This is a genomic window from Blautia liquoris, assembly GCF_015159595.1.
Classification (GTDB): Bacteria; Bacillota; Clostridia; order Lachnospirales; family Lachnospiraceae; genus Novisyntrophococcus; species Novisyntrophococcus liquoris.
Map to the genome: position 1 here is coordinate 2,060,979 of NZ_CP063304.1, position 24,114 is coordinate 2,085,092.

General features: G+C 42.8%; 27 protein-coding genes and 2 tRNA genes. 4 read left to right on the plus strand and 25 right to left on the minus strand.

What is annotated here, in order from left to right:
• Positions 1-10: 10 nt before the first annotated feature.
• From metA to INP51_RS09505, 5 genes are all read right to left on the minus strand, one after another.
• Positions 11-937: a homoserine O-acetyltransferase MetA gene (metA, locus tag INP51_RS09485; RefSeq protein WP_193734623.1), complete on the minus strand. Its 927-nt coding sequence runs from the start codon at positions 935-937 to the stop codon at positions 11-13.
• A gap of 80 nt (positions 938-1,017) precedes the next feature.
• Positions 1,018-2,967, minus strand: a complete 1,950-nt coding sequence (gene ligA / locus INP51_RS09490; RefSeq protein WP_193734624.1) for an NAD-dependent DNA ligase LigA — start codon at positions 2,965-2,967, stop codon at positions 1,018-1,020.
• Between the two features lie 25 nt (positions 2,968-2,992).
• Complete coding sequence (locus INP51_RS09495; protein WP_193734625.1) at positions 2,993-3,724, minus strand: pseudouridine synthase; 732 nt, start codon at positions 3,722-3,724, stop codon at positions 2,993-2,995.
• Between the two features lie 124 nt (positions 3,725-3,848).
• Positions 3,849-4,553 (minus strand): hypothetical protein, encoded by a 705-nt coding sequence (locus INP51_RS09500; protein ID WP_193734626.1) that lies wholly within the window; start codon positions 4,551-4,553, stop codon positions 3,849-3,851.
• Positions 4,554-4,672: 119 nt separating this feature from the next.
• Positions 4,673-4,745: transfer RNA gene (locus INP51_RS09505), tRNA-Arg, on the minus strand.
• A gap of 320 nt (positions 4,746-5,065) precedes the next feature.
• On the opposite strand from INP51_RS09505, the gene INP51_RS09510 reads away from it, so the two are divergent.
• A complete protein-coding gene (locus INP51_RS09510) occupies positions 5,066-5,974 on the plus strand; it encodes a DUF5688 family protein (protein WP_193734627.1) in 909 nt (302 codons plus the stop codon).
• A 66-nt stretch (positions 5,975-6,040) separates the two neighbouring features.
• On the opposite strand, the gene efp is transcribed toward INP51_RS09510, so the two are convergent.
• From efp to nrdR, 7 genes are all read right to left on the minus strand, one after another.
• Positions 6,041-6,598 (minus strand): elongation factor P, encoded by a 558-nt coding sequence (efp, locus tag INP51_RS09515; protein WP_193734628.1) that lies wholly within the window; start codon positions 6,596-6,598, stop codon positions 6,041-6,043.
• A gap of 81 nt (positions 6,599-6,679) precedes the next feature.
• Positions 6,680-7,219 (minus strand): YqeG family HAD IIIA-type phosphatase, encoded by a 540-nt coding sequence (locus tag INP51_RS09520; RefSeq protein ID WP_230406759.1) that lies wholly within the window; start codon positions 7,217-7,219, stop codon positions 6,680-6,682.
• Entirely contained in the window at positions 7,209-8,567 is a 1,359-nt protein-coding gene (locus tag INP51_RS09525) for a citrate/2-methylcitrate synthase (protein WP_193734629.1), read from the minus strand. Before INP51_RS09525 ends, INP51_RS09520 begins: the two co-directional genes overlap by 11 nt.
• A gap of 5 nt (positions 8,568-8,572) precedes the next feature.
• Positions 8,573-9,820, minus strand: coding sequence for an AI-2E family transporter (locus INP51_RS09530; protein WP_193734630.1), 1,248 nt, complete (start codon positions 9,818-9,820; stop codon positions 8,573-8,575).
• Positions 9,821-9,898: 78 nt separating this feature from the next.
• Complete coding sequence (locus INP51_RS09535; RefSeq protein ID WP_193737323.1) at positions 9,899-10,189, minus strand: ArsR/SmtB family transcription factor; 291 nt, start codon at positions 10,187-10,189, stop codon at positions 9,899-9,901.
• A gap of 81 nt (positions 10,190-10,270) precedes the next feature.
• Positions 10,271-11,488 (minus strand): aminotransferase class I/II-fold pyridoxal phosphate-dependent enzyme, encoded by a 1,218-nt coding sequence (locus INP51_RS09540; protein ID WP_193734631.1) that lies wholly within the window; start codon positions 11,486-11,488, stop codon positions 10,271-10,273.
• A 27-nt stretch (positions 11,489-11,515) separates the two neighbouring features.
• The gene (gene nrdR / locus INP51_RS09545) at positions 11,516-11,965 is read right to left on the minus strand and encodes a transcriptional regulator NrdR (RefSeq protein WP_193734632.1); all 450 of its coding nucleotides are present in this window, start codon (positions 11,963-11,965) and stop codon (positions 11,516-11,518) included.
• A gap of 90 nt (positions 11,966-12,055) precedes the next feature.
• Between nrdR and INP51_RS09550 the strand changes: the two genes are divergently transcribed.
• Positions 12,056-12,316, plus strand: a complete 261-nt coding sequence (locus tag INP51_RS09550) for a YlmC/YmxH family sporulation protein (RefSeq protein WP_193734633.1) — start codon at positions 12,056-12,058, stop codon at positions 12,314-12,316.
• 177 nt (positions 12,317-12,493) lie between these two features.
• On the opposite strand, the gene INP51_RS09555 is transcribed toward INP51_RS09550, so the two are convergent.
• The 9 genes from INP51_RS09555 to INP51_RS09595 form a co-directional block, all read right to left on the minus strand.
• Positions 12,494-13,099: a nucleotidyltransferase family protein gene (locus tag INP51_RS09555; RefSeq protein ID WP_193734634.1), complete on the minus strand. Its 606-nt coding sequence runs from the start codon at positions 13,097-13,099 to the stop codon at positions 12,494-12,496.
• A complete protein-coding gene (gene yqeC, locus INP51_RS09560) occupies positions 13,084-13,845 on the minus strand; it encodes a selenium cofactor biosynthesis protein YqeC (RefSeq protein WP_193734635.1) in 762 nt (253 codons plus the stop codon). Before yqeC ends, INP51_RS09555 begins: the two co-directional genes overlap by 16 nt.
• A complete protein-coding gene (locus INP51_RS09565; protein WP_193734636.1) occupies positions 13,836-14,963 on the minus strand; it encodes an aminotransferase class V-fold PLP-dependent enzyme in 1,128 nt (375 codons plus the stop codon). The genes yqeC and INP51_RS09565 overlap by 10 nt, the downstream gene beginning before the upstream one ends.
• The gene (gene yqeB, locus INP51_RS09570; RefSeq protein WP_230406760.1) at positions 14,950-15,822 is read right to left on the minus strand and encodes a selenium-dependent molybdenum cofactor biosynthesis protein YqeB; all 873 of its coding nucleotides are present in this window, start codon (positions 15,820-15,822) and stop codon (positions 14,950-14,952) included. The genes INP51_RS09565 and yqeB overlap by 14 nt, the downstream gene beginning before the upstream one ends.
• 12 nt (positions 15,823-15,834) lie before the next feature.
• Complete coding sequence (yedF, locus tag INP51_RS09575) at positions 15,835-16,473, minus strand: sulfurtransferase-like selenium metabolism protein YedF (protein WP_193737325.1); 639 nt, start codon at positions 16,471-16,473, stop codon at positions 15,835-15,837.
• Between the two features lie 49 nt (positions 16,474-16,522).
• On the minus strand, positions 16,523-17,551 hold the full coding sequence (gene selD, locus INP51_RS09580) for a selenide, water dikinase SelD (RefSeq protein WP_193734637.1): 1,029 nt from the start codon (positions 17,549-17,551) through the stop codon (positions 16,523-16,525).
• A gap of 29 nt (positions 17,552-17,580) precedes the next feature.
• The gene (locus INP51_RS09585) at positions 17,581-17,994 is read right to left on the minus strand and encodes a winged helix-turn-helix domain-containing protein (protein WP_193734638.1); all 414 of its coding nucleotides are present in this window, start codon (positions 17,992-17,994) and stop codon (positions 17,581-17,583) included.
• Positions 17,995-18,226: 232 nt separating this feature from the next.
• Positions 18,227-20,794, minus strand: coding sequence for a selenium-dependent xanthine dehydrogenase (gene xdh / locus INP51_RS09590; RefSeq protein ID WP_193734639.1), 2,568 nt, complete (start codon positions 20,792-20,794; stop codon positions 18,227-18,229).
• Positions 20,778-21,017, minus strand: a complete 240-nt coding sequence (locus tag INP51_RS09595; protein WP_193734640.1) for a DUF3343 domain-containing protein — start codon at positions 21,015-21,017, stop codon at positions 20,778-20,780. The genes xdh and INP51_RS09595 overlap by 17 nt, the downstream gene beginning before the upstream one ends.
• Before the next feature lie 283 nt (positions 21,018-21,300).
• Here INP51_RS09595 and INP51_RS09600 point away from each other — a divergent pair, with 283 nt between their 5' ends.
• Together INP51_RS09600 and INP51_RS09605 are read left to right on the plus strand one after the other, a co-directional pair.
• Positions 21,301-22,182, plus strand: a complete 882-nt coding sequence (locus INP51_RS09600; protein ID WP_193734641.1) for a metallophosphoesterase — start codon at positions 21,301-21,303, stop codon at positions 22,180-22,182.
• 41 nt (positions 22,183-22,223) lie between these two features.
• Positions 22,224-22,379 carry a hypothetical protein gene (locus tag INP51_RS09605; protein ID WP_193734642.1) on the plus strand — a complete coding sequence of 52 codons (156 nt, stop codon included), beginning with the start codon at positions 22,224-22,226 and terminating at the stop codon, positions 22,377-22,379.
• A 29-nt stretch (positions 22,380-22,408) separates the two neighbouring features.
• Here INP51_RS09605 and INP51_RS09610 read toward each other — a convergent pair.
• The 4 genes from INP51_RS09610 to INP51_RS09625 form a co-directional block, all read right to left on the minus strand.
• Positions 22,409-22,480: transfer RNA gene (locus tag INP51_RS09610), tRNA-Thr, on the minus strand.
• Positions 22,481-22,550: 70 nt separating this feature from the next.
• Positions 22,551-22,820: an acylphosphatase gene (locus tag INP51_RS09615; RefSeq protein ID WP_193734643.1), complete on the minus strand. Its 270-nt coding sequence runs from the start codon at positions 22,818-22,820 to the stop codon at positions 22,551-22,553.
• Positions 22,821-22,869: 49 nt separating this feature from the next.
• Complete coding sequence (locus tag INP51_RS09620) at positions 22,870-23,445, minus strand: xanthine phosphoribosyltransferase (RefSeq protein WP_193734644.1); 576 nt, start codon at positions 23,443-23,445, stop codon at positions 22,870-22,872.
• A gap of 79 nt (positions 23,446-23,524) precedes the next feature.
• Positions 23,525-24,112: a sigma-70 family RNA polymerase sigma factor gene (locus INP51_RS09625; RefSeq protein WP_193734645.1), complete on the minus strand. Its 588-nt coding sequence runs from the start codon at positions 24,110-24,112 to the stop codon at positions 23,525-23,527.
• Positions 24,113-24,114: the final 2 nt, after the last annotated feature.

Sequence of the window (24,114 nt, forward strand, 5' to 3'; positions counted from 1 at the left end):
CTCCTTTAACTTATCCGGAAAACGGAGTTCCATCCAGATCATAGGGCGTTGTCTGATAAACATAATAATTCAGCCAGTTTGTATACAAGTTATTGGCATGTGCGCGCCATACCAGATTAGGTCTGATATCCGGATTATCGTCTTTATAATAATTTTTCGGGGGCTGTGTGTCAAGTCCTTTCCCTTTATCGCGTTTATACTCTTCATCAAGCGTCACTCTGTCATACTCAGGATGACCCATCACAAATATCCTCCTGCCCTCGTCCGCCATCCCAAGATAAAACCCGGCCTCATCGGACTTCGCCAGCACCGTAATCTCTTTGCATCTTTCGATGTCTTCCATCGACACCTCTGTGTGCCTGGAATGGGGTGCTAAAAAAACGTCATCAAATCCTCTCACAAGTGGTGTCTTTTTGTTCTGTACACGATGCCAGAACAACCCAAACATCTTTTCGGGAAGCATCTTTTTTGGGATTTTGTAAAAATGAAAAATCGCAGCCTGTGCGGCCCAGCATAAAAAGATTGTTGATGTGACATGCTGATCGGTCCAGTCCATAATCTGTACCAACTCATTCCAGTAATCGACCTCTTCAAATTCCATTTGTTCTACAGGCGCTCCTGTGACAATCATTCCATCAAAATGTCTCTGCCTGATCTCGTCAAATGTCTCGTAGAATTTATTCAGATGACTTGCCCTTGTATTCCTGGAATCATGGCTTTTCATGTTCAGGAAAAACACATCAACCTGGAGAGGTGTATTGGACAGTGAACGGAGCAGCTGCAATTCTGTGTCTTCTTTTAATGGCATCAGATTAAGAATCAAAATATTGATCGGTCGTATATCCTGATGTATGGCCCTGGTCTCATCCATAACAAAAATATTTTCTTTTTCAAGTATTTCTTTCGCTGGTAAGTCGCTTTGTATCTTAATAGGCATTCCCCATTGCCTCCCTTATTCATTATTTTTACTGTACACTTTGTGCAAAGCAGTCCGCAAGTATTATATCATGTACTTTTTCATTCAAGCAACTTTAAAAACTCATCTTCTTGAAGAATGGGAATGTTTAGCTGCTTTGCCTTCCGATTCTTGGAAGAATTTGAATTCACATCGTTATTGATCAGATAGTTTGTATTCGATGTCACCGTGCCTGTTACTTTTCCTCCCTGCTCTTCAATGAGATTCTTTAGCTCATTCCTGTTGGCATAATGATTTAGACTGCCTGTGATTACAAAAATCAATCCGGATAGCTTCTGTTCCTCAGACACCGAAATCTCTTCGAAATCAAGATGCGTTAATAAATGATCGAGATTTTTGATATTTTCTTCATTTTCGAAGTATCTCACAAAACTACCTGCGATTACACTTCCAATTCCCGGCACCTGACTTAGACGAGCGGCATCTGCACTGCGTATTGCCTCCAGATCCTGTCCAAACTCCAGGCAAATCAGTTTCGCATTCGCAACTCCAATATTAGGAATGCCGAGTCCATATATCAACCTTGGAAGAGTGGTGTGTCTTGCCTTTTGGATTCCTTTCCACAAACGGTTCCACGATTTTTCGCCAAATCCGTCCATCTCCCTGATTTCGTTCTTATATTGATCCAGTTCAAAGATATCTCCAAAATCATGGATCATTCCGTGAGCCATGAACTTTTTTAATGTTGCCTCGGATAATCCCTTAATGTTAAGTGCATCTCTGCTGGTAAACAACGTAAAAGACTTCATCTGTTTCGCAGGGCATAAGGGATTACTGCAGATAAGTGTCTCTACTCCGGAAATTGCAGATATATCAGCTCTTTTTCCACAAGCCGGACAAGTGTCTGGAATTCTTATACTTCCGCTTTTGGTAATATTTGCAGCAATTTGAGGGATAATCATATTCGCCTTATATACCATGATTTTGTCGCCGATTCCCAGTTGCTGTTCTTTCAGTATACTCACATTGTGCACACTGGCTCTTGACACCGTTGTTCCCTCCAGCTCAACCGGATCAAAGATTGCAATCGGGTTGATCAGTCCGGTTCTTGAAGGACTCCATTCAATCTCCGTGAGAGTGGTTTCTGCCTCTTCATCTGCCCACTTGTATGCGAATGAATTTCTGGGAAACTTTGCAGTACTGCCCAGGCTCTCTCCATATGCTATATCATCATAAAGGGCCACCAGGCCATCTGACGGAAAATCATTTTTCAAGACCTGTGCAGAAAAATACTCCATGGCCTCATCTAGTGTATCGGATGTCACTACACGTTCTTCCACAGTCTCAAAACCCTGATCCTCAAGCCAGTTCATCTGGCAAAGCCTTGAATTATTAAACTCTACTCCGTCCGCTTTTACAAGTGAAAATGCAAAGAAATGCACATGACGTTTTGCAGTGACTTCGTTATTCAGCTGTCTGACAGAACCACTGCAAAGGTTTCTCGGATTCTTATACTTCGCATCTACTCCTATAAGTTCGGAATTAATTTTATCGAAATCGGAATAAGTGATAAATGCTTCTCCCCGCAGTACGAGTTCTCCCTGATATGGGATTCGAACCGGCAAATTTTCAAAGACTCTTGCATTCGCCGTTACTACCTCACCGATGATTCCATTTCCACGTGTAACCGCTTTTGAAAGATTTCCCTCCCGGTAAGTGAGAACAATCGTCAAGCCGTCCATCTTCCACGAAAGAAGGGTTTTATGTCCGTCGATAAAGGCTCTTAATGTCTCAACATCTTTTGTCTTATCCAAAGAGAGCATCGGTTTCTCATGTCTCTCCTTCGGCAGTTCAAGGGCAGCTTCATAGCCGACCTCCTGTGTCGGAGAATTAGCTCTTACAACTCCTGTCTCCTTTTCCAAAGCTTCCAGTTCATCGTACAATTTATCATATTCCAGGTTGCTCATGACTTCCCGGTCTTCAGCGTAGTAATATTTTCTGGCCTCATTGAGCTGGTCTGTCAGTTCTCTCATTCTATCCAGCTTACTCATATTGCGCTTCCTCTTTTCATCTATGCTATTTCTGACCTTTTTCGCAGTCCTTGTGATTTTTTTTGAGCTGTCTGTCAAGCAGACTTCGCTCATCAGCGGTCAGTTCGCGGTATTCACCTGGTCTTAAGTTTCCCAGAGCGATATTCATTATGCGAATTCTCTTCAGATTTTTCACCTGATATCCAAGTTCTTCGCACATTCGGCGAATTTGACGGTTCAGACCCTGCGTAAGAATAATATGAAATTCAAATGGGCCTGTCATAAAGACTTTACAAGGCCTTGTTTTTACATTAAGAGCCGACAGATATACTCCTTGTGACAACTCGCCAAGAAATTTTGATGTAACACGTCTGCTTACTTTGACTACATACTCTTTTTCATGATAGTTCCTGGCTCTCATCATCTGATCAATCAGGTATCCGTCATTCGTCATAATCAGCAGTCCCTCAGATGCTTTATCCAGTCTTCCCGCATAGGTAAGCCGTATGGGATACGTAAAACTCTTAAGAAGGTTGTTCTTTTCTTTAGTCTCAAAAGTACAAACAATACCTTCAGGTTTATAGTATGCGATACAAACCCGGGGATTTTCTCCTGATATGGTCTTGCCATCCAGACAGACAACATCGTCTGGAAAAATTTTCATTCCCACTTTAGCTTGTTTGCCATTCACACTTACTCTGCCGGCTTCTATGATATGGTCTCCTTCGCGACGGGAACATAGACCATGATCGCTTAAAAATTTATTCAGTCGAATCATACTACCCTCATATCTTTTATTATGGTTTTCATGCCGGATGGAAAAGATGTAAAATCATAGGGGTTGTAGACGCAGAAACTCTGCCTGAACAACCCCTTTACATATTTTCCAAAGCTACCAGGTTTTAAGATACACTTCTGATCAGTGCGTCTAATTTTGCGTCCTGCGATCTTGCATTATCGTAATTCTTCTGTGTTTCATCGATAAGCTGCTCTACATCGGGACGTTTTCGAATATCTGTCATGTAATCAGTGATTCCCTTATCTTTGACTTCAGCCGCAATCACCAACTTGCCTTCCTTGTCTGTATATACATACATCTGGTTAAGTCCCGGTGCCCGGGTATCAATATTCTTATATTTACAATTATAACGCACGATGACTACATAGGTTCCCTCTTCCTGTCCATGGAATGTATAGGACTCGACATCTTCGTAGCTTTCGATACTAGATTCCCCCGATATTGATTCCTGCTCTTTTTCGGACAGATTGTCCACAAACGACTTAAGTGTTTCTATATTCTTATTGCTCAGCGCATCATAATACTGCCTCATAAATGCTGAAATCTCTGCATTGCCATCTTTTAGTAATTCCTGTGAGATTTCTTTTGTCTGATCCGATTTAGGTGTCTCGGTACTGTCTGATTGAGAGATCTTATTTTTGCTTTGTTCTTCCTTTAGAACCGGCTCTCCTCCGCTTCTCTTTTTGTCCTTTGTAAGGGCTCCTATACCAAAATATAATATGATTACGACAATCAGGATGCCAAGTATCAACAACAGATATCGCAGATTATCTGAAAGCCATTCTCTAAACCTGTCCTTTAAAGACATAGATATGCTCTCCTTTTCTCTTTGGGTTATGATACTGCGAGGGTGCCCCGCAGCCAGAAATCACTCAGAATTAAGAAACCGGATAAATAGATATTTATCCGGTTTCTTAATTCTGATCACACACCTGGAGGGATTCGAACCCCCGGCACACGGCACCGGAAACCGTTGCTCTATCCCCTGAGCTACAGATGCTTAAGTTTTATCATTCAAGCATGAAATACAAAAACTTTTAACCCTAGTATCGTATCACAGGGGCTCATAATTGTCAAGATCTGCCTGGTAAATTTGCACTTGACTTTTACGGTTTCATCGGCTATTATTATATTTACCCTGTCAGGGTAAAATTTATTTCTTTTATTCGAATGGCATACCGCCGAATATCTCACCTATGTTTATGATCGAGAGATCTTATCATCCGTTTTTAATCGCTCTGAAACATGATATCCCGTCTGATCATGCATGCAGCGATTGAATTATACATGCCCCTTATTATACGAAAGGTGGTTTAATATATGAATTTTACTGATTTTCAGACAGCTTTACTTGATGAAATCAAAGTTATCTCCGGTGAAGAATTAGAGGTTTTTCCGAAAAAACTGAACAAGAATAATGGGGTCATAAAAGACGCCATGTGTATCAGAAAAAAGGGGGAGGCAATGGCCCCGCTCATCTATCTGGAAGATTATTACAGTCAATATAAAAATGGTGTACCGCTGATCACCCTGGCTAGACACATGATAGAACTATATCAGGAAGACATCCCCAAAAAAGCTCCTACTTCGCTTAAGTCCTTCAACGACTTCGAGACTGTAAGAAACAAGATATTCTGCAGGCTTGTGAACTATGAGATGAACAGTACCCTTCTTGCACGGATTCCATATAGGAGAACACTGGATCTTGCGATCACCTATTATTACCACGTCGACGATCTTGTCTGTAAAGATGCAACCATCGTTATCACCAATGAACATCTCATAAAATGGAAGATTGGGGAAGATACACTTTATCACATTGCGTGGGAGAACACCATAAGAGAACTCCCCTGTGATGTGGAGAGAATTGAGGATACCTTGAGAGATCTTATGACTCCCGAAGAACTGGAAGAGATTTCTCCTTCGGATCATTCTGACTCTGATTTTATTCCTATGCATATCATCACCAACAGCAGCCGTTGTATGGGAGCTATAAGTATCCTGTATCCACTGAGTCTGAAAAAAACGGCTGACCATCTGAATTCCAATCTCTATATTCTGCCAAGTTCCATTCATGAATGTATTCTGATCCCCCAACACAAATCCTACTCAAAACAAGACCTTGAACAGATAGTAACAGATATAAACACGACTCAGGTGGCCCCTCAGGAAGTTCTGTCAAACAGAGTGTATTTTTACAATCGAGGTGAAGACACGATTTCTCTTTAATAATTAAAGCAGCAAAAAGGGCTGTGACACATAGCCTGTATATGTGTCACAGCCCTTAAACTTCGATTATACTCTGCTCAGATATTCTCCTGTACGGGTATCAATCTTGATTGTATCGCCTTCATCTACAAAAAGAGGAACATTTACCACTGCTCCTGTTTCAACAGTAGCCGGTTTGTTTGCACCTTGTGCCGTATCCCCTTTGAAACCAGGTTCCGTTTCCGTTATGGCAAGTTCTACAAACAGAGGCGGATCAATCTCAAATACTTCCCCCTTGAAAGAGCAGATCTTCACCATTTCATTTTCTTTGACAAATTTTAAAGCATCGCCAACCACTTCTTTTCCGAGAGCGATTTGGTCGTAATTCTCAACGTTCATGAAATTATATAAATCTCCATCTGTATACAGGTACTGCATCTCTATACGATCAATGCGAGCCTGAGGAAATTTCTCGGTCGGACGAAAAGTCTTCTCCGTAATTCCTCCATTGATGATATCTTTCATCTTTGTTCTGACAAACGCAGCCCCTTTCCCCGGTTTTACATGCTGAAATTCCACGATCTGAACCACGTTCCCATCGATTTCAAGCGTAATACCGTTTTTAAAATCACCTGCTGAAATCATCCCAATATTCCTCCTTAACATTGGTGCTGCGATCTAAACGCAGCACACTACTTCTTATTTTATAATAAATTCTTCTATATTTCAACCATTTTTTTGCTGTTTCTTGTAAAAGAACAATACGATTCGTTCCAGTTTGCGCTTAAAGACGATTTGTATCTCTTCTTTGGAATTCATGGGTTTCACCAGGATATTACGTATTCCACTTTTTTTTGCTCCATAGACATCTGTAAAAAGCTGATCACCGATAAAAATTGTATTACTGACACTTGTTCCCATTCTCCGGCAAGCCGTCAGATAATTCTTTGTGGACGGCTTATGGGCATCTTCGATAAATGCCGTACCAACAACATCCGCAAATGGCTTTACTCTGGGCAGCTGATTATTTGACAGAAGACAGGCTCGAAAGCCAATCCGGCTAAGTCTCTCGAATAACCGGACTGCTCTTTCATCCGCAGGTGCACCATGGCAGACAAGTGTATTGTCGATATCAAATATGATCCCACGATAGCCTTTTTTATAAAGTTCTTCATAATCAATATCAAACGCAGAGTCCACCCATTCATCCGGATAAAACCTGTGAAATAACCCTTTCTGTCTCATATTACCATGATTAGCGTTCATTCAGCGAAATATATTCTTCCCTTTCCTTTACAGCCATATATGCCGGACGAATAATCTTGTCTGTGTTGATCAGCTCTTCCATTCGGTGTGCGCTCCAACCGACAATTCGGGCCGTTGCAAACATAGGGGTAAATAATTCGGTAGGAAGATCCAGCATGCTGTAAACAAATCCACTGTAAAAATCGACGTTCGCACTGACACCTTTATAGATATGACGTTCCTCTGCAATTACCCTGGGAGCAAGTTTTTCAACCAGAGAATAGAGTTTATAGTCTTTTTCTCTTCCTTTTTCTTTTGCCAGTTGTTCTACAAATGTCTTAAAAATATTTGCTCTTGGATCAGATATGGAATAGACAGCATGTCCCATACCATAGATCAGGCCACGCTTATCAAAAGCTTCTTTATGGAGCAATGCCTTCAGGTACTCTGTAACCTCTTCTTCATCCTCCCAGTCATGGACATGTTTCTTCATATCAGCAAACATGTTGACAACTTTAATATTCGCACCGCCATGTTTTGGTCCTTTCAGTGAACCAAGTGCGGCTGCAATCGTTGAATAGGTATCCGTCCCAGAAGATGTAACAACATGAGTTGTAAAAGTCGAGTTGTTACCACCACCATGCTCCATGTGAAGAACAAGTGCAAGATCCAAAATTGTCGCCTCAAACTGTGTGTATTTTTTATCCGGACGCAGCATACGCAGGATATTCTCCGCAGTTGACAGCTTTTTATCCGGATTATGTATGTAGAGACTCTTCCCCTTGATATAATGATTATATGCCTGATAGCCATAGACAGAAAGCATCGGGAAAACAGCAATAAGATTCAAGCACTGACGCATGACATTGGGCAATGAGATATCATCAGCCATAGGGTCATACGAGTATAATGTAAGAACACTTCGGGATAATGTATTCATCATATCACTGCTTGGTGCTTTCATCACGACGTCACGAACAAAATTCTTCGGAAGTGACTGCTGCGAACGAAGCAGTTCCTGAAAATCCGCAAGCTGAGCCGGAGTAGGCAGAGAGCCAAATAACAGCAGATATGTGATCTCTTCAAACCCCATTCTCTTTTCACTCAGAAAACCCTTTGTCAAATCCTCGACATCAATTCCGCGATAGTACAATTTGCCCTCACAGGGAGTTTTGACACCATCCACATTCTTAAAAGAATTAATCTCAGAGATATCTGTCAGTCCTGCAAGAACCCCGTTTCCGTTGATATCTCGAAGTCCTCTTTTGACATCATATTTTCCATAAAGACTTAGATCAATCTGTGAATTGTCGCTGCACAGTTCAGTCAGTTTTTCAATTTCAGGTGTTATTGTATTTTTAAACGCCATATAAATTACCCCTTTCTTGATTTCTTATTGCTGGTTACTTCCTTTCCGTCAGTTACTTTTTCTTTCTTTTTCTTGTGATCATGATTGTCTTTACTGCCATTGACCGCATCTTCGTTTTCAAGCCGCCTGCTTACTTCGTTTTTCAGGAGTGTATATACCACAGACGTAAACGGAATGAAGATTAACATACCTGCTATTCCAAACAGGCTTCCGCCCAGAGTCACTGCAGCCAGAACCCAGATGGAAGGCAGTCCGATCGATGTCCCCACGACCTTAGGATAAATGAAATTATTCTCAATCTGCTGCACAATCTGAAACACAATGATAAATGCCAGTGCACTGATCGGGCTTTCCGTGAGAATCAAAAATGCACCAATAAAACAGGATATCCAGGCACCAAAGATAGGAATCAGTGCTGTAAATGCAACCATCACAGAGATTAAAAGTGCATAAGGGAAGTTTCCAATTGTCAATACAACAAAGAACATACTTCCAAGAATACAGGCCTCCAGACATTGTCCTGCAATAAACTTTGAAAAGATATGATGACTTAGAGTACACAAGTCAAGAATCTTCACGTAAACTTTTTCAGGAAGAAATGCTTTCAAAACTCTGTCTGACTGCCTGCCAAGTTGTTCTTTCTGGATCAGGATATAACAGGCAAAGATAAACGATATGACAAGTGATGCCACGGAACTGATCACTGTTCCCGCCATCGCAGTGGCTGTACCAAGCAGATTAGTTCCGCCATTTACGAAGAATTGACTGATCCTATTTATAATGGATTCCCAGTCTGGCCTCATGTTAAGATACGGATCCACTGCCTCCTGCACTTTCGGATAGTCCTTGAGCAGTGAATATATCCATTTCTGAAATTTCGGAAGTGCGGTCTGGATATCAGAAGTAAACTTTGTGACTGCTGTTCCAAGCTGCGGAATCACCACAAAGCTGACCATGTAAATAATGCCGAAAATGCATACAATTGTTAAAACCAGCGACACTGGACGCTTGATCTTCCTGATGATCTTTCTGTCTGAAAAGTGCTTATCTTCAAATAATGCATGCTCTATAAAAGTCATCAGGACATTAATTACAAAGGCAAGGGCCATTCCGAGCAAAAAAGGTGACAGAAGTGTGATTATTTTTTTTACCATCGACCAGATCGAGTCAATCCTAAAAAACACAGCCACCACAAGAACAGTAAATAAAACCAGTTTTTCAATATTATGCATTGTTTTCTTATCAAGGTTCATCTTTTACCTCCGGCAAAAATCAATGTATTAAACCATTATATCATTATTTCACGAATTCGTACATAACTTTTATTCTGTCTATTCGTTAATATGTTCCATTCCCTGACTGAGTATGGTGTATACATGATCGTCTGCAAGTGAATAATATACTGTCTTGCCATCTCTGCGGAATTTTACAAGCTGCATTTGCTTCAGGATGCGCAGCTGGTGAGAGATTGCACTCTGAGTCATTCCCAGAAGATCCGCGATATCGCAGACACACAGTTCATGGGTCTTCAGTGCCGATAGAATACGTATTCTTGTAGGATTTCCAAAAATCTTGAAAAGATCCGCAAGCCGATAAAGTTCTTCATCTTTCGGTATGTTCATGTCTTTCACATAGCCATGATGATGTCTGACATCGCAGACTGTCGATTTTTCTGCCGCCAATTGTGTTCATCCTTTCTTTTTTCATTTTTGATGGTATCTCTCCAAAAAACCAGCAAGCTGACCTGATGCAGTCTTTAGAGTTCTTATATCTGGAAGATACACAATTCGGAAATGATCTGGCATTTCCCAATTAAATCCTCCTCCGTGTACAATCAGAATCTGTTTTTCTCTCAGAAGATCATAGGCAAACTGTTCATCGTTCTTGATATCGAACTTGTCCACATCAAGTTTCGGGAAGATATAAAAGGCGGCTTTTGGTTTCACCGCCGACAAACCCGGAATGTCGTTCAATGCACGGTAAATATATTCCCTTTGTTCATAGATTCTTCCGCCTGGCTGAATATACTCCTCTACGCTTTGATATCCCCCCAGTGCCGTCTGAATGATACTCTGTGCCGGAACGTTGGAGCAAAGGCGCATATTTGAGAGCATATTCAATCCTTCAATATAATCTTTTCCTTTGCTCTTATCTCCGCTTAAAACCATCCATCCCACACGAAATCCTGCAACCATGTGTGACTTGGACAGACCCGAAAAAGTCGTACAGAATAAATCAGGTGCAAGTGATGCGATTGAAGTATGTTCCAAACCATCCATGATAAGTCTGTCATAGATCTCATCTGAAAAAATCATCAGTTCATGTTCCCTGGCAACCTGCACGATTTGCTCCAATACTTCCTTCGGATAGAGTGCTCCTGTCGGATTGTTTGGGTTTATAATTACAATTGCCTTCGTTTTATACGTTATCTTTCGTTTTATATCCTCAATATCCGGATTCCAGTCAGATTTTTCGTCACAGATATAGTGAACTGCCCTTCCGCCCGCCAAAGTAGCACATGCCGTCCACAGAGGATAATCCGGAGCCGGTATCAAAATTTCATCCCCGTTATCCAATAATGCCTGCATAGAAAGATTAATCAACTCACTGACACCATTACCGGTATAGATTCCGTCCATGGAGACATTGGGTATCTTTTTAACCTGGCAATACTGCATAATTGCCTTTCTGGCAGAAAAAATCCCCCGTGAATCCGAATAACCCTGTGAATCCCTTACATTCGATATCATATCTCTGATTACTTCTTCCGGAGCGGAGAATCCAAAGGGGGCGGGATTACCGATATTAAGTTTCAGAACATGTCGTCCCTCTTCCTCCATCCGTGCCGCTTCTTCCACAACCGGACCTCTTACGTCATATAATACGTTATCTAGCTTCGAAGATTTTGAAAATGTCCGCATACTTTTATACCCAGCCTTTCAGTTTTTCTAATTCAGCATCTTCTTTAGTTCATCCATAAAAGTATTTACGTCTTTAAACTCCCGATAGATTGAAGCAAACCTTACATAGGCCACAGCATCCAGATCTTTGAGACGGTTCATCACCAGTTCTCCAATGACGCTGCTGGGAATTTCTTTTTCCTCTCTGTTGAATATTTCATTCTCCACAGAATCGACCAATTCCTTGATCTGCTGGAGAGCTATGGGTCTTTTATGGCATGCCCGAAGAACTCCGGACTCTATTTTCTGCCGGTCATACTGTTCCCGGTTCTGGTCTTTTTTGATGACAATCAGTGGTATGGTATCTACCTTTTCATAAGTAGTAAAACGTCTCCCACAGGCATCGCAAAGACGGCGGCGTCTTATCGCATTGCTCTCCTCTACCGGCCGGGAATCCACTACTCTGGTATTATCCTGGTTGCAAAATGGGCATCTCATATCTATCATTCATCCCCTTTCAAGATTAGCTCTAGTATAAAGTCTAATCCTTTTGCTGTCAACATATACTGAGAAAAAAGGGGTTCTGACATGCGTGTTATCGACCTGCGGCAAAAAGAAGTAATTAATATCTGTGACTGTAAATCACTGGGCTGCCCGATAGACGTGGAGTTCAATCGCGAGACTGGAGTGATCACTGCACTCATCATCCCCGGTCCCGGAAGATTTGGCGGTTTGTTTGGTCGGGATAATGATATTATCATTCCCTGGGATTGCATATGTCAGATTGGTGATGACATCATACTTGTAAATCCTCCACGGAAACCACCCCCGCCGCCAAAACCATGCTAATGGAAGAACAAATCCATATCTCTTACAAAAACAAGGGGACAGAATAAATTCTGTCCCCTTGAATCAATAAATGGATTATGGAGTTTTGTCAAAATGACTTTACCACTATAGTATGCACTATTTTTTTCATCTTGTCAATAATTTTTTATCATTTTATAATAATTTTTTATCAGGTAGTCATAAGTGATTTTCGGGTCGATCGATATCGAACAATTCTTTCTTATTTATCACATCATAAAAGTACACATCCTCTTTGTGTGATCTGAGTACTTTTTTTCCACCTACATCCCCCTTGAGAGCCATCAATTCATCGATATATTTGTTTGAAAATATCACCGGATTTCCATTTCTATCCCCACCTCTTGGACAGCCTATGCCTTTCTTACTCATCAGATACCCTTCCAGAAATAGCTCTATCGTTTCGTGCTGTAGATAAGGCTGATCTCCGACAAAAAAACAAAAATACTCTTTTTCGTTATCTTCTTTCCCATCAGAGAGATTCCTCAGAACAAAATTAAGCCCCATCTGCAGTGAAGAGGAAATTCCATCAGCACTGTGGTTATTGCAGACAACTGAAATCTTTCTTTTTTCCATTTCCCGAACAATTTCCTGATATTGGGTCACCACGGTAAGTGTAGTTTTTTCACTTTTTATTTTTTTAATTTTGGACAGGTGATCAATCACATGCAGATATAAAGGCTTTCCCTGAAAAACTGTCAGCAGTTTGTTTTTTCCGTATCTCTTTGAGAAACCTGCTGCGAGGACAATCATATGAACAGCCAATCCAAATCCTCCTTATTCTCTCTGATCCGCCTCCATGACAAAGGATACACCAAAACCTGCGGTACATTCTTGTGTCGGTTCCACAGACTGATTACGTTCTCTGCTACTTTCTCGCCGGCAGCTTCTCTTGTCTTATCATCTGCCTGATTTAGAATCACCGCAAGGGATATATCCGGAAATTCCTCTCTCATCCTGCACAGATATCCTTTTACAATTCCCTCTGCCATCTTTTCTTCATCTAACAGGTCCTGGGAAGAAAGACCTGTCAGTTCGCAGAACAACTCTTTTCTATGACAAATTTCACTGACCGGACGGGCAAGAGCACTTAAGCCTTCTGTAACCAGAATCCTGTCCGTCTTCGGATAGATAACTGGTTCGTATGACGCGGGTATCTTAAAGGGCAGACGAGCTGAACCATCGGCTTCTATCAGAACAGCATCGGCAAAATTAAGAACTTCATCCACCGTTTCCATGGAGATTCCCTTTATCTTCCTTTCAGTGACAGAGATACCAGCAACACAAAAACCTCTCTCATCCAGCTTTCTTCTAATATCATCCACACACTCCCCTGATACAAAGTTGTTCCCATCAGGTTTCGCCATATGTGTGGTTGTAGTCACAAGCACACGAAAGCCCTTCCTCTGAAGATATTCTGCTATACAAAAAATCCCTGTCGTTTTCCCGCCTGCTCCTACAAAAGACCAGACAAAGGGTTTTCTTATACCTGTCTTTTCTCTCAATAGCATCTGAGTCCTTTCACTGCCGCGTCAACATCCGCCTGTGTATTATAATGTGAAAAACTGAATCTCACACTCCCCTGATCCTCTGTCCGAAATCTCTGGTGAAGCAAAGGTGCACAGTGACCCCCGCTTCTTGTATATATCTCACATTCTTCAGCCAGAAAATCACTCACCGCACCAGAATCTTCATCGCCAAGATTCAATGTCACAATTGGTGCACGATTCTTTGAAGAAAAATCACCATAGATGTGGACATCCGGTATCTTTTTGACCTGACTGTAAAAATCCCATGCAAGATCTTGTTCTTTTTCCCTCAACATATCAGTCTTTTGCTCCTTCAGATATAAAAGTGCAGCCTGAAGTCCTGCAATCCCATGTCCATTCATCGTTCCTGCCTCTAGCGCCGCCGGCATTTCGTTTGGATGTGTTTTTGAATAGGTCTGTATCCCGCTTCCCCCACTTAAAAGAGGTCGTATCTGAACATCTTTCTTAACGCAAAGTCCGCCAGTTCCCTGCGGCCCCATCAGGCTCTTATGTCCGGTAAAACATAGGACATCAATATGGTCCTTTTGCATATCGATCGGAAAGATGCCAGCTGTCTGAGATGCATCTACAACGAACAGAACTTTGCTTTTAGCACACCACGAACCTATTCGCCTGATATCTGTCAGATTACCGCAAAGATTCGACGCATGGGTACACACTGCCAGTTTCGGCCTTCTTTCTATGGCCTCTTTCATTGCCTTATAGTCAAGCACTCCATGATTGTCACATCCGATGATTTCGAGTTTCACCCCGCGCTCTTCCATCTCATACAGCGGCCGCAGAACACTGTTGTGTTCAAGGACTGTAGTGACAGCTGTATCACCTGGAGACAGAAGCCCCTTAATCGCTGTATTCAGGCTTTCTGTAGAATTCATCGTAAAAGCAGTCTGCTCCGGACCTTCTCCGCTAAAAAGCTCATCTATCAGGCAACGTGTCTGATAGATGATGCGAGATGTCTCCAGTGAAATTTCATAAGCCCCTCTTGAACTGTTTCCCATATGTCTGATTGCTTGTGCAACCGCCTCTGCAACCTGTGGCGGACGATAGAAACTGGTGGCCGCACTGTCAAGATAGATCATATTTTTCCTCCTGTATCACCGCACCGTTTAAACGTCTGCCAAGGTATAAGATGCCTTCCAGAACACCTCCGGCCACGCAGCGGGCTTTATCGGATATTCGAAAACAGTTTTCATACTCACTCTTTCTGGGATCGATATCACAAATCTTAAATCCCTTCGTAACAGGATAATTGTCTCGGATCATCCCGCGTAAAAGACCGCTTAAAGTAGCTTTCACCGGCACGCATTCTCCGTCTGGTGCTGCAATCACAGCAATTTCTTCATCTTTTTTGACGATATCTCCAATTTTATGTGAAGCCAATAATACTCCGGCTGCCGGTGAATGAATCACCCTTTCTTTCCCATATCCTGCAATCACACCAGGTGTATTGGTGTTTGCGAGTGGAGAACCGTGTTCTATCACTCTTCCAAGATCATTCCCTCTCATCGTTTCCACGCAGAGATCGACATCCATACCGGCGGTAAAACCGGGACCGAGCCCAATCGTGATGTCGGACATGTCCCTTGTTGTGCCTAGATTCTTCTTTGCAAGAATCGCATCAACCAGAGCGTAAGGGCGGACTTCATTCAATATCTTGCAATCAGGATCCACCATGACTGGGACATCCCCTTCTTGAATTACCTCCCATGCCTGATCCAGAGATCTTACCCGTCTGGCAGTCAGATCCTCAACTTTGGCCGCACCGTCATAGACAGCCTCTGACAAAGAGACAAATCTGCGAATGGACGACGGAGTCAAAGTCTCGAGAACAAGGACAGAAAATCCACATTTCCACAGCTTATAAATCGTTCCGGTTGCGATATCCCCACCGCCTCTTACTATAATCAGTTTATCGCAGGATTTAATTTTACTTTTCAATTCATCTGCTCCTCAGGGTCGAATAATAATTGATGCCGCTGTTTCCTTTTCCGCGATCTCGTATAGGTTCGTCACGGTTCCCACTTCCAGTTTCTCACTAAGATCATAGTAGTTTAAGCAAGTTCCACAGGTCAGGATCTTTACACCTTTTTCTTCAAGAGTCTTCAGATCCTGTACAGAATCCGAGCCCTGACAAGATAAAAATGCACCCCCGTTATACAGCAGTACTGTCTCAGGCATGATGTCCTGCTGTGTAAGTGCATAAATAAAACCCTTCATCAGAGTTTTTCCAAGTTTTTCATCGCCCGTGCCCATCGTCCCCGAAGAAATGACAGCAATCATTCCCTTTCTTATTCCATCCTCTGTCATAGATACTTTACAGTCCGCATAGCTGACCGCATCCTCAGAATCCACCTGTACTGTCTGTGTTCCCTCACCGGAGACTGAAATCCTTACAATCATCTCCTGAGCACTTTTTCTTTGAACCCCAAAGCTATAGCCCTTATGCTCTGCCATCTTCTTGAGATTCTGAACCGCAATTTCATTGTCAACAATGACCTCACAGATTTCTCCAACCGGAGCATTTTCCAAGGCTTTCTTTGCCTCAATTATTGGTATGGGACACTCTTTTCCTCTTTCATCTAAACGAATCATATATCATATCTCCTTTCTTTCGCTGAATGATCTCAATTCTTTTCTCTCAGCGCACAATAACCTTTTTTTCCTGTCCTTTTTCCACAGTTCCCACTATATTGCAGGACAGGCCCAGAGTTTTCAGTTCCTCGAAAGCCTTCCCTGCATCCTCCGCATCCATACTGACCAAAAGTCCTCCCGACGTCTGGGGATCAAAAAGAATCTCTTCCATGGCAAACGAAGTATCTACAAACTGAACTTTACCCCCGACATGATTCCTGTTTCGCTGGGCAGCCGCTGTGAGATAAAACTCTTCGGCATAGTCCTTACATTCCTGTATATACGGAATCTTGTCTTTGTCAATCACTGCGGTAAAACGCTCATCCATCATCTCACACAGATGAACCAGAAATCCGAATCCCGTCACATCGGTGCAAGCATGTGTACGATACTTTCTCACAATTTCGGATGCATACTTGTTTATCATACTCATCGATTGGATCGCAGAATCTACGGCTTGTGCGGAAGCTCCTCCTACATGCTGTGCGGTACATACAATTCCCACTCCAAGGGGCTTTGTCAACAAAAGAGCATCTCCCACATGACAGGTATTATTCGCCAGAATATGATCTGGGTGTATCGTGCCAAAAACTGATAACCCGTACTTAATACTTTCATCATTGATTGAATGGCCGCCTGCCAGTGTACCGCCTGCTTCCTGTACCTTCTCATTTCCTCCCTGCAGGATAGCCCCGAGAATGTTCATATCCATACTCTCGGGGAAACAGACGATATTCAGTGCTGTCTTCACATCGCCTCCCATCGCATAGATATCGCTCAACGCATTCGCAGCCGCAATTTGTCCAAAGGTATAAGGATCTTCTACCATCGGCGGAAAAAAATCAAGTGTCTGTACTACAGCCAGATCCCTGGTCAGCCGATAAACAGCTGCATCATCAGAACTGTCATAACCGATCAGCAGATTTGGATCTCTTTTTTTTTGCAGCTTGTCCAGAACTCTGGCAAGAACTGAAGGCCCCAGCTTTGCTGTACACCCTCCTCCCTTGCAAAACACAACAGGTTCTTGTTTTATCATGTGAACGCTTCCTTTCATTCTTATTTGTCTTAGAGATTGCGGTCAGAAGATTCTGGTTTCTCATCTGATTTTTCTTCCATCTGCCTTAACTGTTCCAGCCAGTCTTTGGAAAAATAATAATCAAACAGTTCATCGACATTACTTCTTGCAGCTTTCATGAATTCATCGTATTGCCCAAGAAGTATCTTGCCTCTGGCTGTAAGAGAGGATCCTCCGCCATGTCGTCCCCCCGTTTCACGGGTAGTGAGTGCAAACCCCCACTGTTTTTCCATGGCTGCGATCATCTTCCATGCTTTGCTGTAAGCCATATCCATAGACAGAGCCGCCTTCTGAAGAGACCCCAGTTCATCAACTTTATGAAGCAGAACTGCGATACCTGGCCCAAATGCTTTGTTTTCTTCAAATAATCTGATACTCATCTTATAAGATAACCTTTTATCCATGTAGTATTCCCCTTTTTCTAATCTGCAATAACCGCTGTCTTTTGTCTCCGACAATTGCCTGACACTTTGAAGCTCATTGGTATCATTGTATCACAGATTGTGGGGTATCACCAGTATCTCAAGGTGCGAATTCGATATTCTTACCAAAGATATCGGTGTCAAAATAAAAAGAAATAAACAGCAGATCTCTGCCGATCTCATGAACATGGGATCGGCAGAGGGATCTTATTATCTATTTCTTCTTTTTTGCATAAGGAGTATCCGTAAGCGGCAGTTTAGTCTGGAAATTACCTGTCAGTTTATAATAAGCCCCCTGTATAGCAGGCGCAGTCGGTATTGAAGTTATTTCACCGATTCCAATCGCTCCGCGGCTCGTCTTGATTCCGCTTTTTTCAATCAGTATACTCTTGATCGGCGGGGTTTTATCTGCGCGGAACAACCCGAGCGTTCCAAATTTTGCAGTAGGTCTGCAGTGATCCAGCGGATAGTTTTCCGTCAAAGCATAACCCAGACTCATCACCATACCGCCCTCGATCTGTCCTTCCGCTCCTTTGGGATTGACAATTTTTCCGACTTCGTGGGATCCAACCAGTTCTTTTATTGTACCATCCTCATTCAAAATGCACAGCTGTGTTGCATATCCATAAGCGACGTGAGAAACAGGATTGGGAACAGGCGTACCCATGGCATCTGTCTTCGCCAGATATTCCCCGTAAAACTCCTGACCATCCAGCTCCTCGAGTGTCTGATCTTTCATAGCTTCCTTTAACTTATCTGAGGCACGTAAAACAGCCTCTCCGGTAATAGTCGTCTGACGGGAACCGGAGGATGTACCGGAATCGGGAGCTGTTGATGTATTCGGTGCGACCCAGCGAATCTTCGTGACAGGCAGATTCAGATTATCCGCGGCCATCTGAACCATCACCGTGTCCGAACCCTGGCCCATATCTGTCGCGGCAGAATGAATTTCGATAATTCCATCGTTTACCACGAGACGGGCCCTGCCATAGTCAGGTATCCCGACACCGACACCGGCATTTTTAAGTGAACAGCCAATTCCAACATATTTGTTGGAATAGTAAATATCCCGAACAGCATCAAGTGTCTCGATCAGCCCGGTGCTGTCATCGGCAATCTGACCATTTGGAAGAACATCTCCCGGCTTGATGGCATTCCTGTATCTCATCTCGAAGGGATCAATTCCCACCATCTCAGCGAGAAGATTCAGGTTGCATTCTGTTGCGAAGCACGTCTGTGTCACACCGAAACCGCGGTATGCTCCTGCCGGGGGATTGTCCGTATATACGGCGATTCCGTCGATGTCGATAATCTGATAGTTGTACGGTCCGGCAGCGTGGGTACAGGCTCTTTGCAGCACCGGCCCTCCAAGGGAAGCATACGCTCCCGTATCTGACACTACTTTCGCCTTCATCGCAGTCAGATGACCGTCGTCATCACACGCCGTCGTCAGATCAATAGAGAAAGAATGGCGTTTCGGATGAATCAGTATACTCTCCGGTCTGGTAAGCTTTACCTTGACAACACGGCCCGTGAGATAAGCAATCAAAGCTGCGTGGTGCTGGACAGAGACATCTTCTTTGCCGCCAAATCCGCCGCCTACAAATTTATTTTCGACGATTACTTTTTCTGGAGGAAGCCCCAACATAATACAGCACTCGCGCTGAATATCATAGGCACTTTGATCCGTGGAATAGATGAAAACACCATCATCGAAAGGCATAGCAATCGAACACTCAGGTTCCAGAAACGCATGTTCTGTCCACGGTGTGTCGTAATGACGGGTAACCTTGTATTTTGAATCTGCAATCACCTGATCGGCGTCACCCCTTGTCAGATGTTCGTGAGCAAGAATATTCCCACCCTCATGAAGCTGCGGCGCGCCGGGTTTGAGTGCATCCTCAGGACATGTAAGCGGCTCCAGTTCTTCGTATTCAATTTCTACCAGCTTTTTTGCCTCTTCAAGGATCTCTGGTGTTTCTGCCGCCACCAGTGCAACGGCATCTCCCAGATAGCGGGTACAGTCACCAACAGCAATCATCGTATCCCAGTCATGCTTTAGATGACCCACTTTGTTCTCTCCGGGAATATCAGCGGCAGTCAGTACACAGACCACCCCGTCAAGAGCTTTTGCTTTCTCGGTATTGATTGACAACACTCTGGCTCTGGGGTATTTTGATCTTATGGCACTTCCGCAAATCATACCGTCGATTTCAATATCGTCAACGTATTGTGCTGTTCCGAGTACCTTTTCCTCTACTTCAATCTTGGCAAATTCCGATCCGACTTTGATCATCTTTTCCTGCTCTTCGATTGGAATCTCTTCCCGAAGCATTTTACCGGCAAGTTCAATTCCGTCGATAATCTTCTGATATCCGGTACAGCGACAGATGTTGTTGCGGATTGCAGCTGCAATCTCGACTCTTTTGGGATTCGGATTTTTATCAAGCAATGACTTTCCGCACAAAACCATCCCTGGAATACAAAATCCGCACTGAACGGCGCCGCATTTTCCAAAGGCATAGACAAACACATCCTTTTCCCTCTGACTCAAGCCTTCTACCGTCAGTATATGTTTTCCCTCGAACCTCTTTATCTTTGCAACGCAGGCTTTTAACGGGCGTCCGTCTGCCAGCACGGTACAGGCACCGCAGGCTCCTTCACTGCAGCCATCTTTGACTGATTTCAGATGGCAGTCATTCCTCAGGACGTCCATAAGTGTCCGGTCTGCCTCAAATTCTTTTTCTTCACCATTTATCCATAATTTACAATAAGAGTTCATAAACTCCCTCCAATTCTAGGTTTTCCTGATCTATTATGTTCTCTATATTTTTCCGTTCTTCTATATCCGCCATCCATGCCATGCCGCATCCGGCCGAAATTTGCCTTGGAACAGGTATGATTCTCCCTGCTGTCTCTGTCTTCTTACAGACTTCTTCCATCTTCATTGCCTGGGTCGTGCTGTGAAAAGTGAAAACAACTTTCATCTTTTTCTCTCTCGCCATATATCTCCCTGCATTGTTGTAATAATATTTTATTGTGAATCTGATAAATATTTATCATTATGATATCATTACTTTTTTCTATTGTAAAGGAGTTTTCGACAAAAACAGCGACAAAAAGGAAGGTGTCTAATTGTCTATTTCGCATATCTTTCCAAAGTATAGCGCTTTGTATTTTATAGAAACACAGGATATAAAGAAGTATGACCCCTATGGCAGGTATTTATGTCCTTCATCTTTGCTTCAGCATAGAATACTAATAACAAACTTAGAAGTAAGTGAAAGAATGAATTATAAGCATCTGGATCATGCATTTGCAGACGCACCGGTCCTTGAGTTATCTATGAGTTCTAAAATCGTTCTGATCAGTGACTGTCACAGAGGTACGGGAACCTCAAATGACAACTTTCTGAAGAATCAGAATCTTTACTTTGCCGCCCTCAAGTATTACTACCGGGAAGAATTCACTTACATTGAATTAGGAGATGGTGACGAATTATGGGAAAACCGGTCCCTGCGACAGATTGTGGACATTCACAGTGACGTATTCTGGCTTCTATCAAGATTTTACGAAAAGAGCCGATTATATCTGCTTTACGGAAACCATGACATGATAAAACGTTCTTCGAGTTTTGTAAGAAAGAATCTCTCCTCTTACTATTACAGCAGCGGTGCACAGGACACACCTCTCTTCCCTGCAATACAGATCTATGAGGGGATGATCTTAAAAGACCATGCCAGAGATATTTACCTCACGCATGGACATCAGGTTGACCGTCTCAACAGTACTTGGTGGAGAGTGGCGCGATTTCTGGTACGTTATATCTGGAAGCCGGCAGAACAGTTTGGTGTTCTGGATCCGACCAGTGCCGCCAAAAATTATACGCATAAAAGGAAAACAGAGGAAAGTCTGACAAGATGGGCGTGTGATCACAAACATATTCTGGTCACCGGCCATACTCACCGACCTATGATCGGCGATCCTTCCTCTCCCTTCTTTAACACAGGAAGCTGTGTTCATCCCAGGTGCATCACATGCATTGAAATTGAGAAAAGATGTCTGACTCTGGTGAAATGGACTACAGCAACGAGAGATGACATGACTTTATATGTAGCCCGTGAAGTACTGGCCGGTCCTGTATGCATTGATGATTATAATAATGAATAATATCTTCAAAAAATGCACATGATATCTCCGAGGTGATGATTATGGCATCCTATATAGGTCCGGGAGTACGGGACAAATTTGAAACGCTGTCTGTTAATTTAAAAAATGTAATTCTGGAACGAGACGTTCACATCGAGACAATATACGATTTAATGCATGTTCTGGAAGATATTGTAAGAGAAGGGGAATCGGAATAGTCCGTTTCCCTTTTTGGATAAAAAAATAAAGCTGATGACGAGAATTGAACTCGTGACCCCTTCCTTACCAAGGAAGTGCTCTACCTCTGAGCCACATCAGCATAGCAGCAATTTTTGCTCGCTACAAGAAGAAATTCTACCAAACATCAGATGGATTGTCAAGTGCTTTTTTTATCTGATGTGAAAGCCGCTGTCATTTTCCAGAGGAACCTGTTTCGAGATGACATCCTCGATTTGAATATAGCTTGAAGTCTGTATGGCCGAAATCATACTTTGAATATCCTCTTTTAGCCCTTGAACCTCCATCTCGACAGAACCATCCCACAGGTTTTGTACCCATCCTCGCAGGCTAAGTGCATCAGCAGCATACTTCGACCGACAGCGGAATCCGACGGACTGGACTCTCCCGGTAAATATGATATGCCACCGTTCTTCATTCATAAACAGGCTCCCTTTCTGACAATGTTTTCACTTAAAACTGCAGCACCGGTTATCTGAATATAATCTCTCCAGTCTGATCATCCATACTGTCAATAATCGCAAGTGATTCCACGCGAATTCCCTGATTGCGCAGTAGCTTTCCTCCCGGCTGCTGTCCCTTCTCTACAGCAATCCCCACACCTTCTACTGTTGCACCGGCGCTTTGTATTAGTTCAATGAGCCCATTCACTGCACAGCCATTGGCAAGGAAATCATCGATGATCAGGATATGGTCGTCTTTATTGATATATTTTTTCGATACAATCACGTCATAGGTGCGTTTATGTGTATATGATTCAATTTTACATGTATAGACGTCTCCATCAATATTGATACTCTGTGTCTTCTTCGCAAATACTACAGGAACATTAAAATGCTGAGCGACAATACAGGCGATCCCTATTCCTGATGCCTCTATTGTAAGAATCTTGTTCACAGGACAGTCTGCAAATAATCTTTTAAATTCTTTGCCCATCTCGTTAAACAGTCCCACATCCATCTGATGATTCAAAAAGCCATCTACTTTTAAAACATTACCAGGTTTTACAACGCCCTCTTTACGTATGCGATCTTCCAATAATTTCATCTACATTAACCAGCCTTCTTGTGTTTTATAAATTAGTATCTATTATAGAAGATAACCGAAAAAAAGTCCACCCATATTATTATCTTCCCATCGTATCCCGCACTTTTCTTCGTATTCTCTGAAGTGCATTGTCGATGGATTTTGATGGCTTGTCCAGCTTTTCTCCTATTTCAATATAATCATCCCCATCCAGATACATCTTCAAAACATGCTTTTCAAACGGGCTTAAAGAGGCATCGATCTTACTGGCGATATGCGCGCTGCGCTCCTGATCGAAAAAGATCTTCTCCGGACTTTCCTCTGTAATCAGATTCCACGTTGTACCATCTTCCAACTCATTGAGAGAAAGAGAATCATTGAGCGGCTGGTGTTTCTGCCGAAGTGATGAAGTGACAGCCTTATACATCTGATTGGAAACGCAGGTACTCGCAAAAGTGTAGAAGGAAGCTCCCTTATCCGGCCGATACTCTTTGACAGCCTTATATAGCCCCAGCATTCCCTCCTGAAGTAAATCTTCCTGGTCAGCTCCGGCAAGATACAGAGCACGGGCTTTCTTGCGGACAAGATTCTCGTACTTATCCACCAGATAATCCGCAATCTCCCTTTCTCCTTCACGAAGTCTCTCAATCAGCTGTTCATCTGTATATTCATCACTATATCTTTTCATGA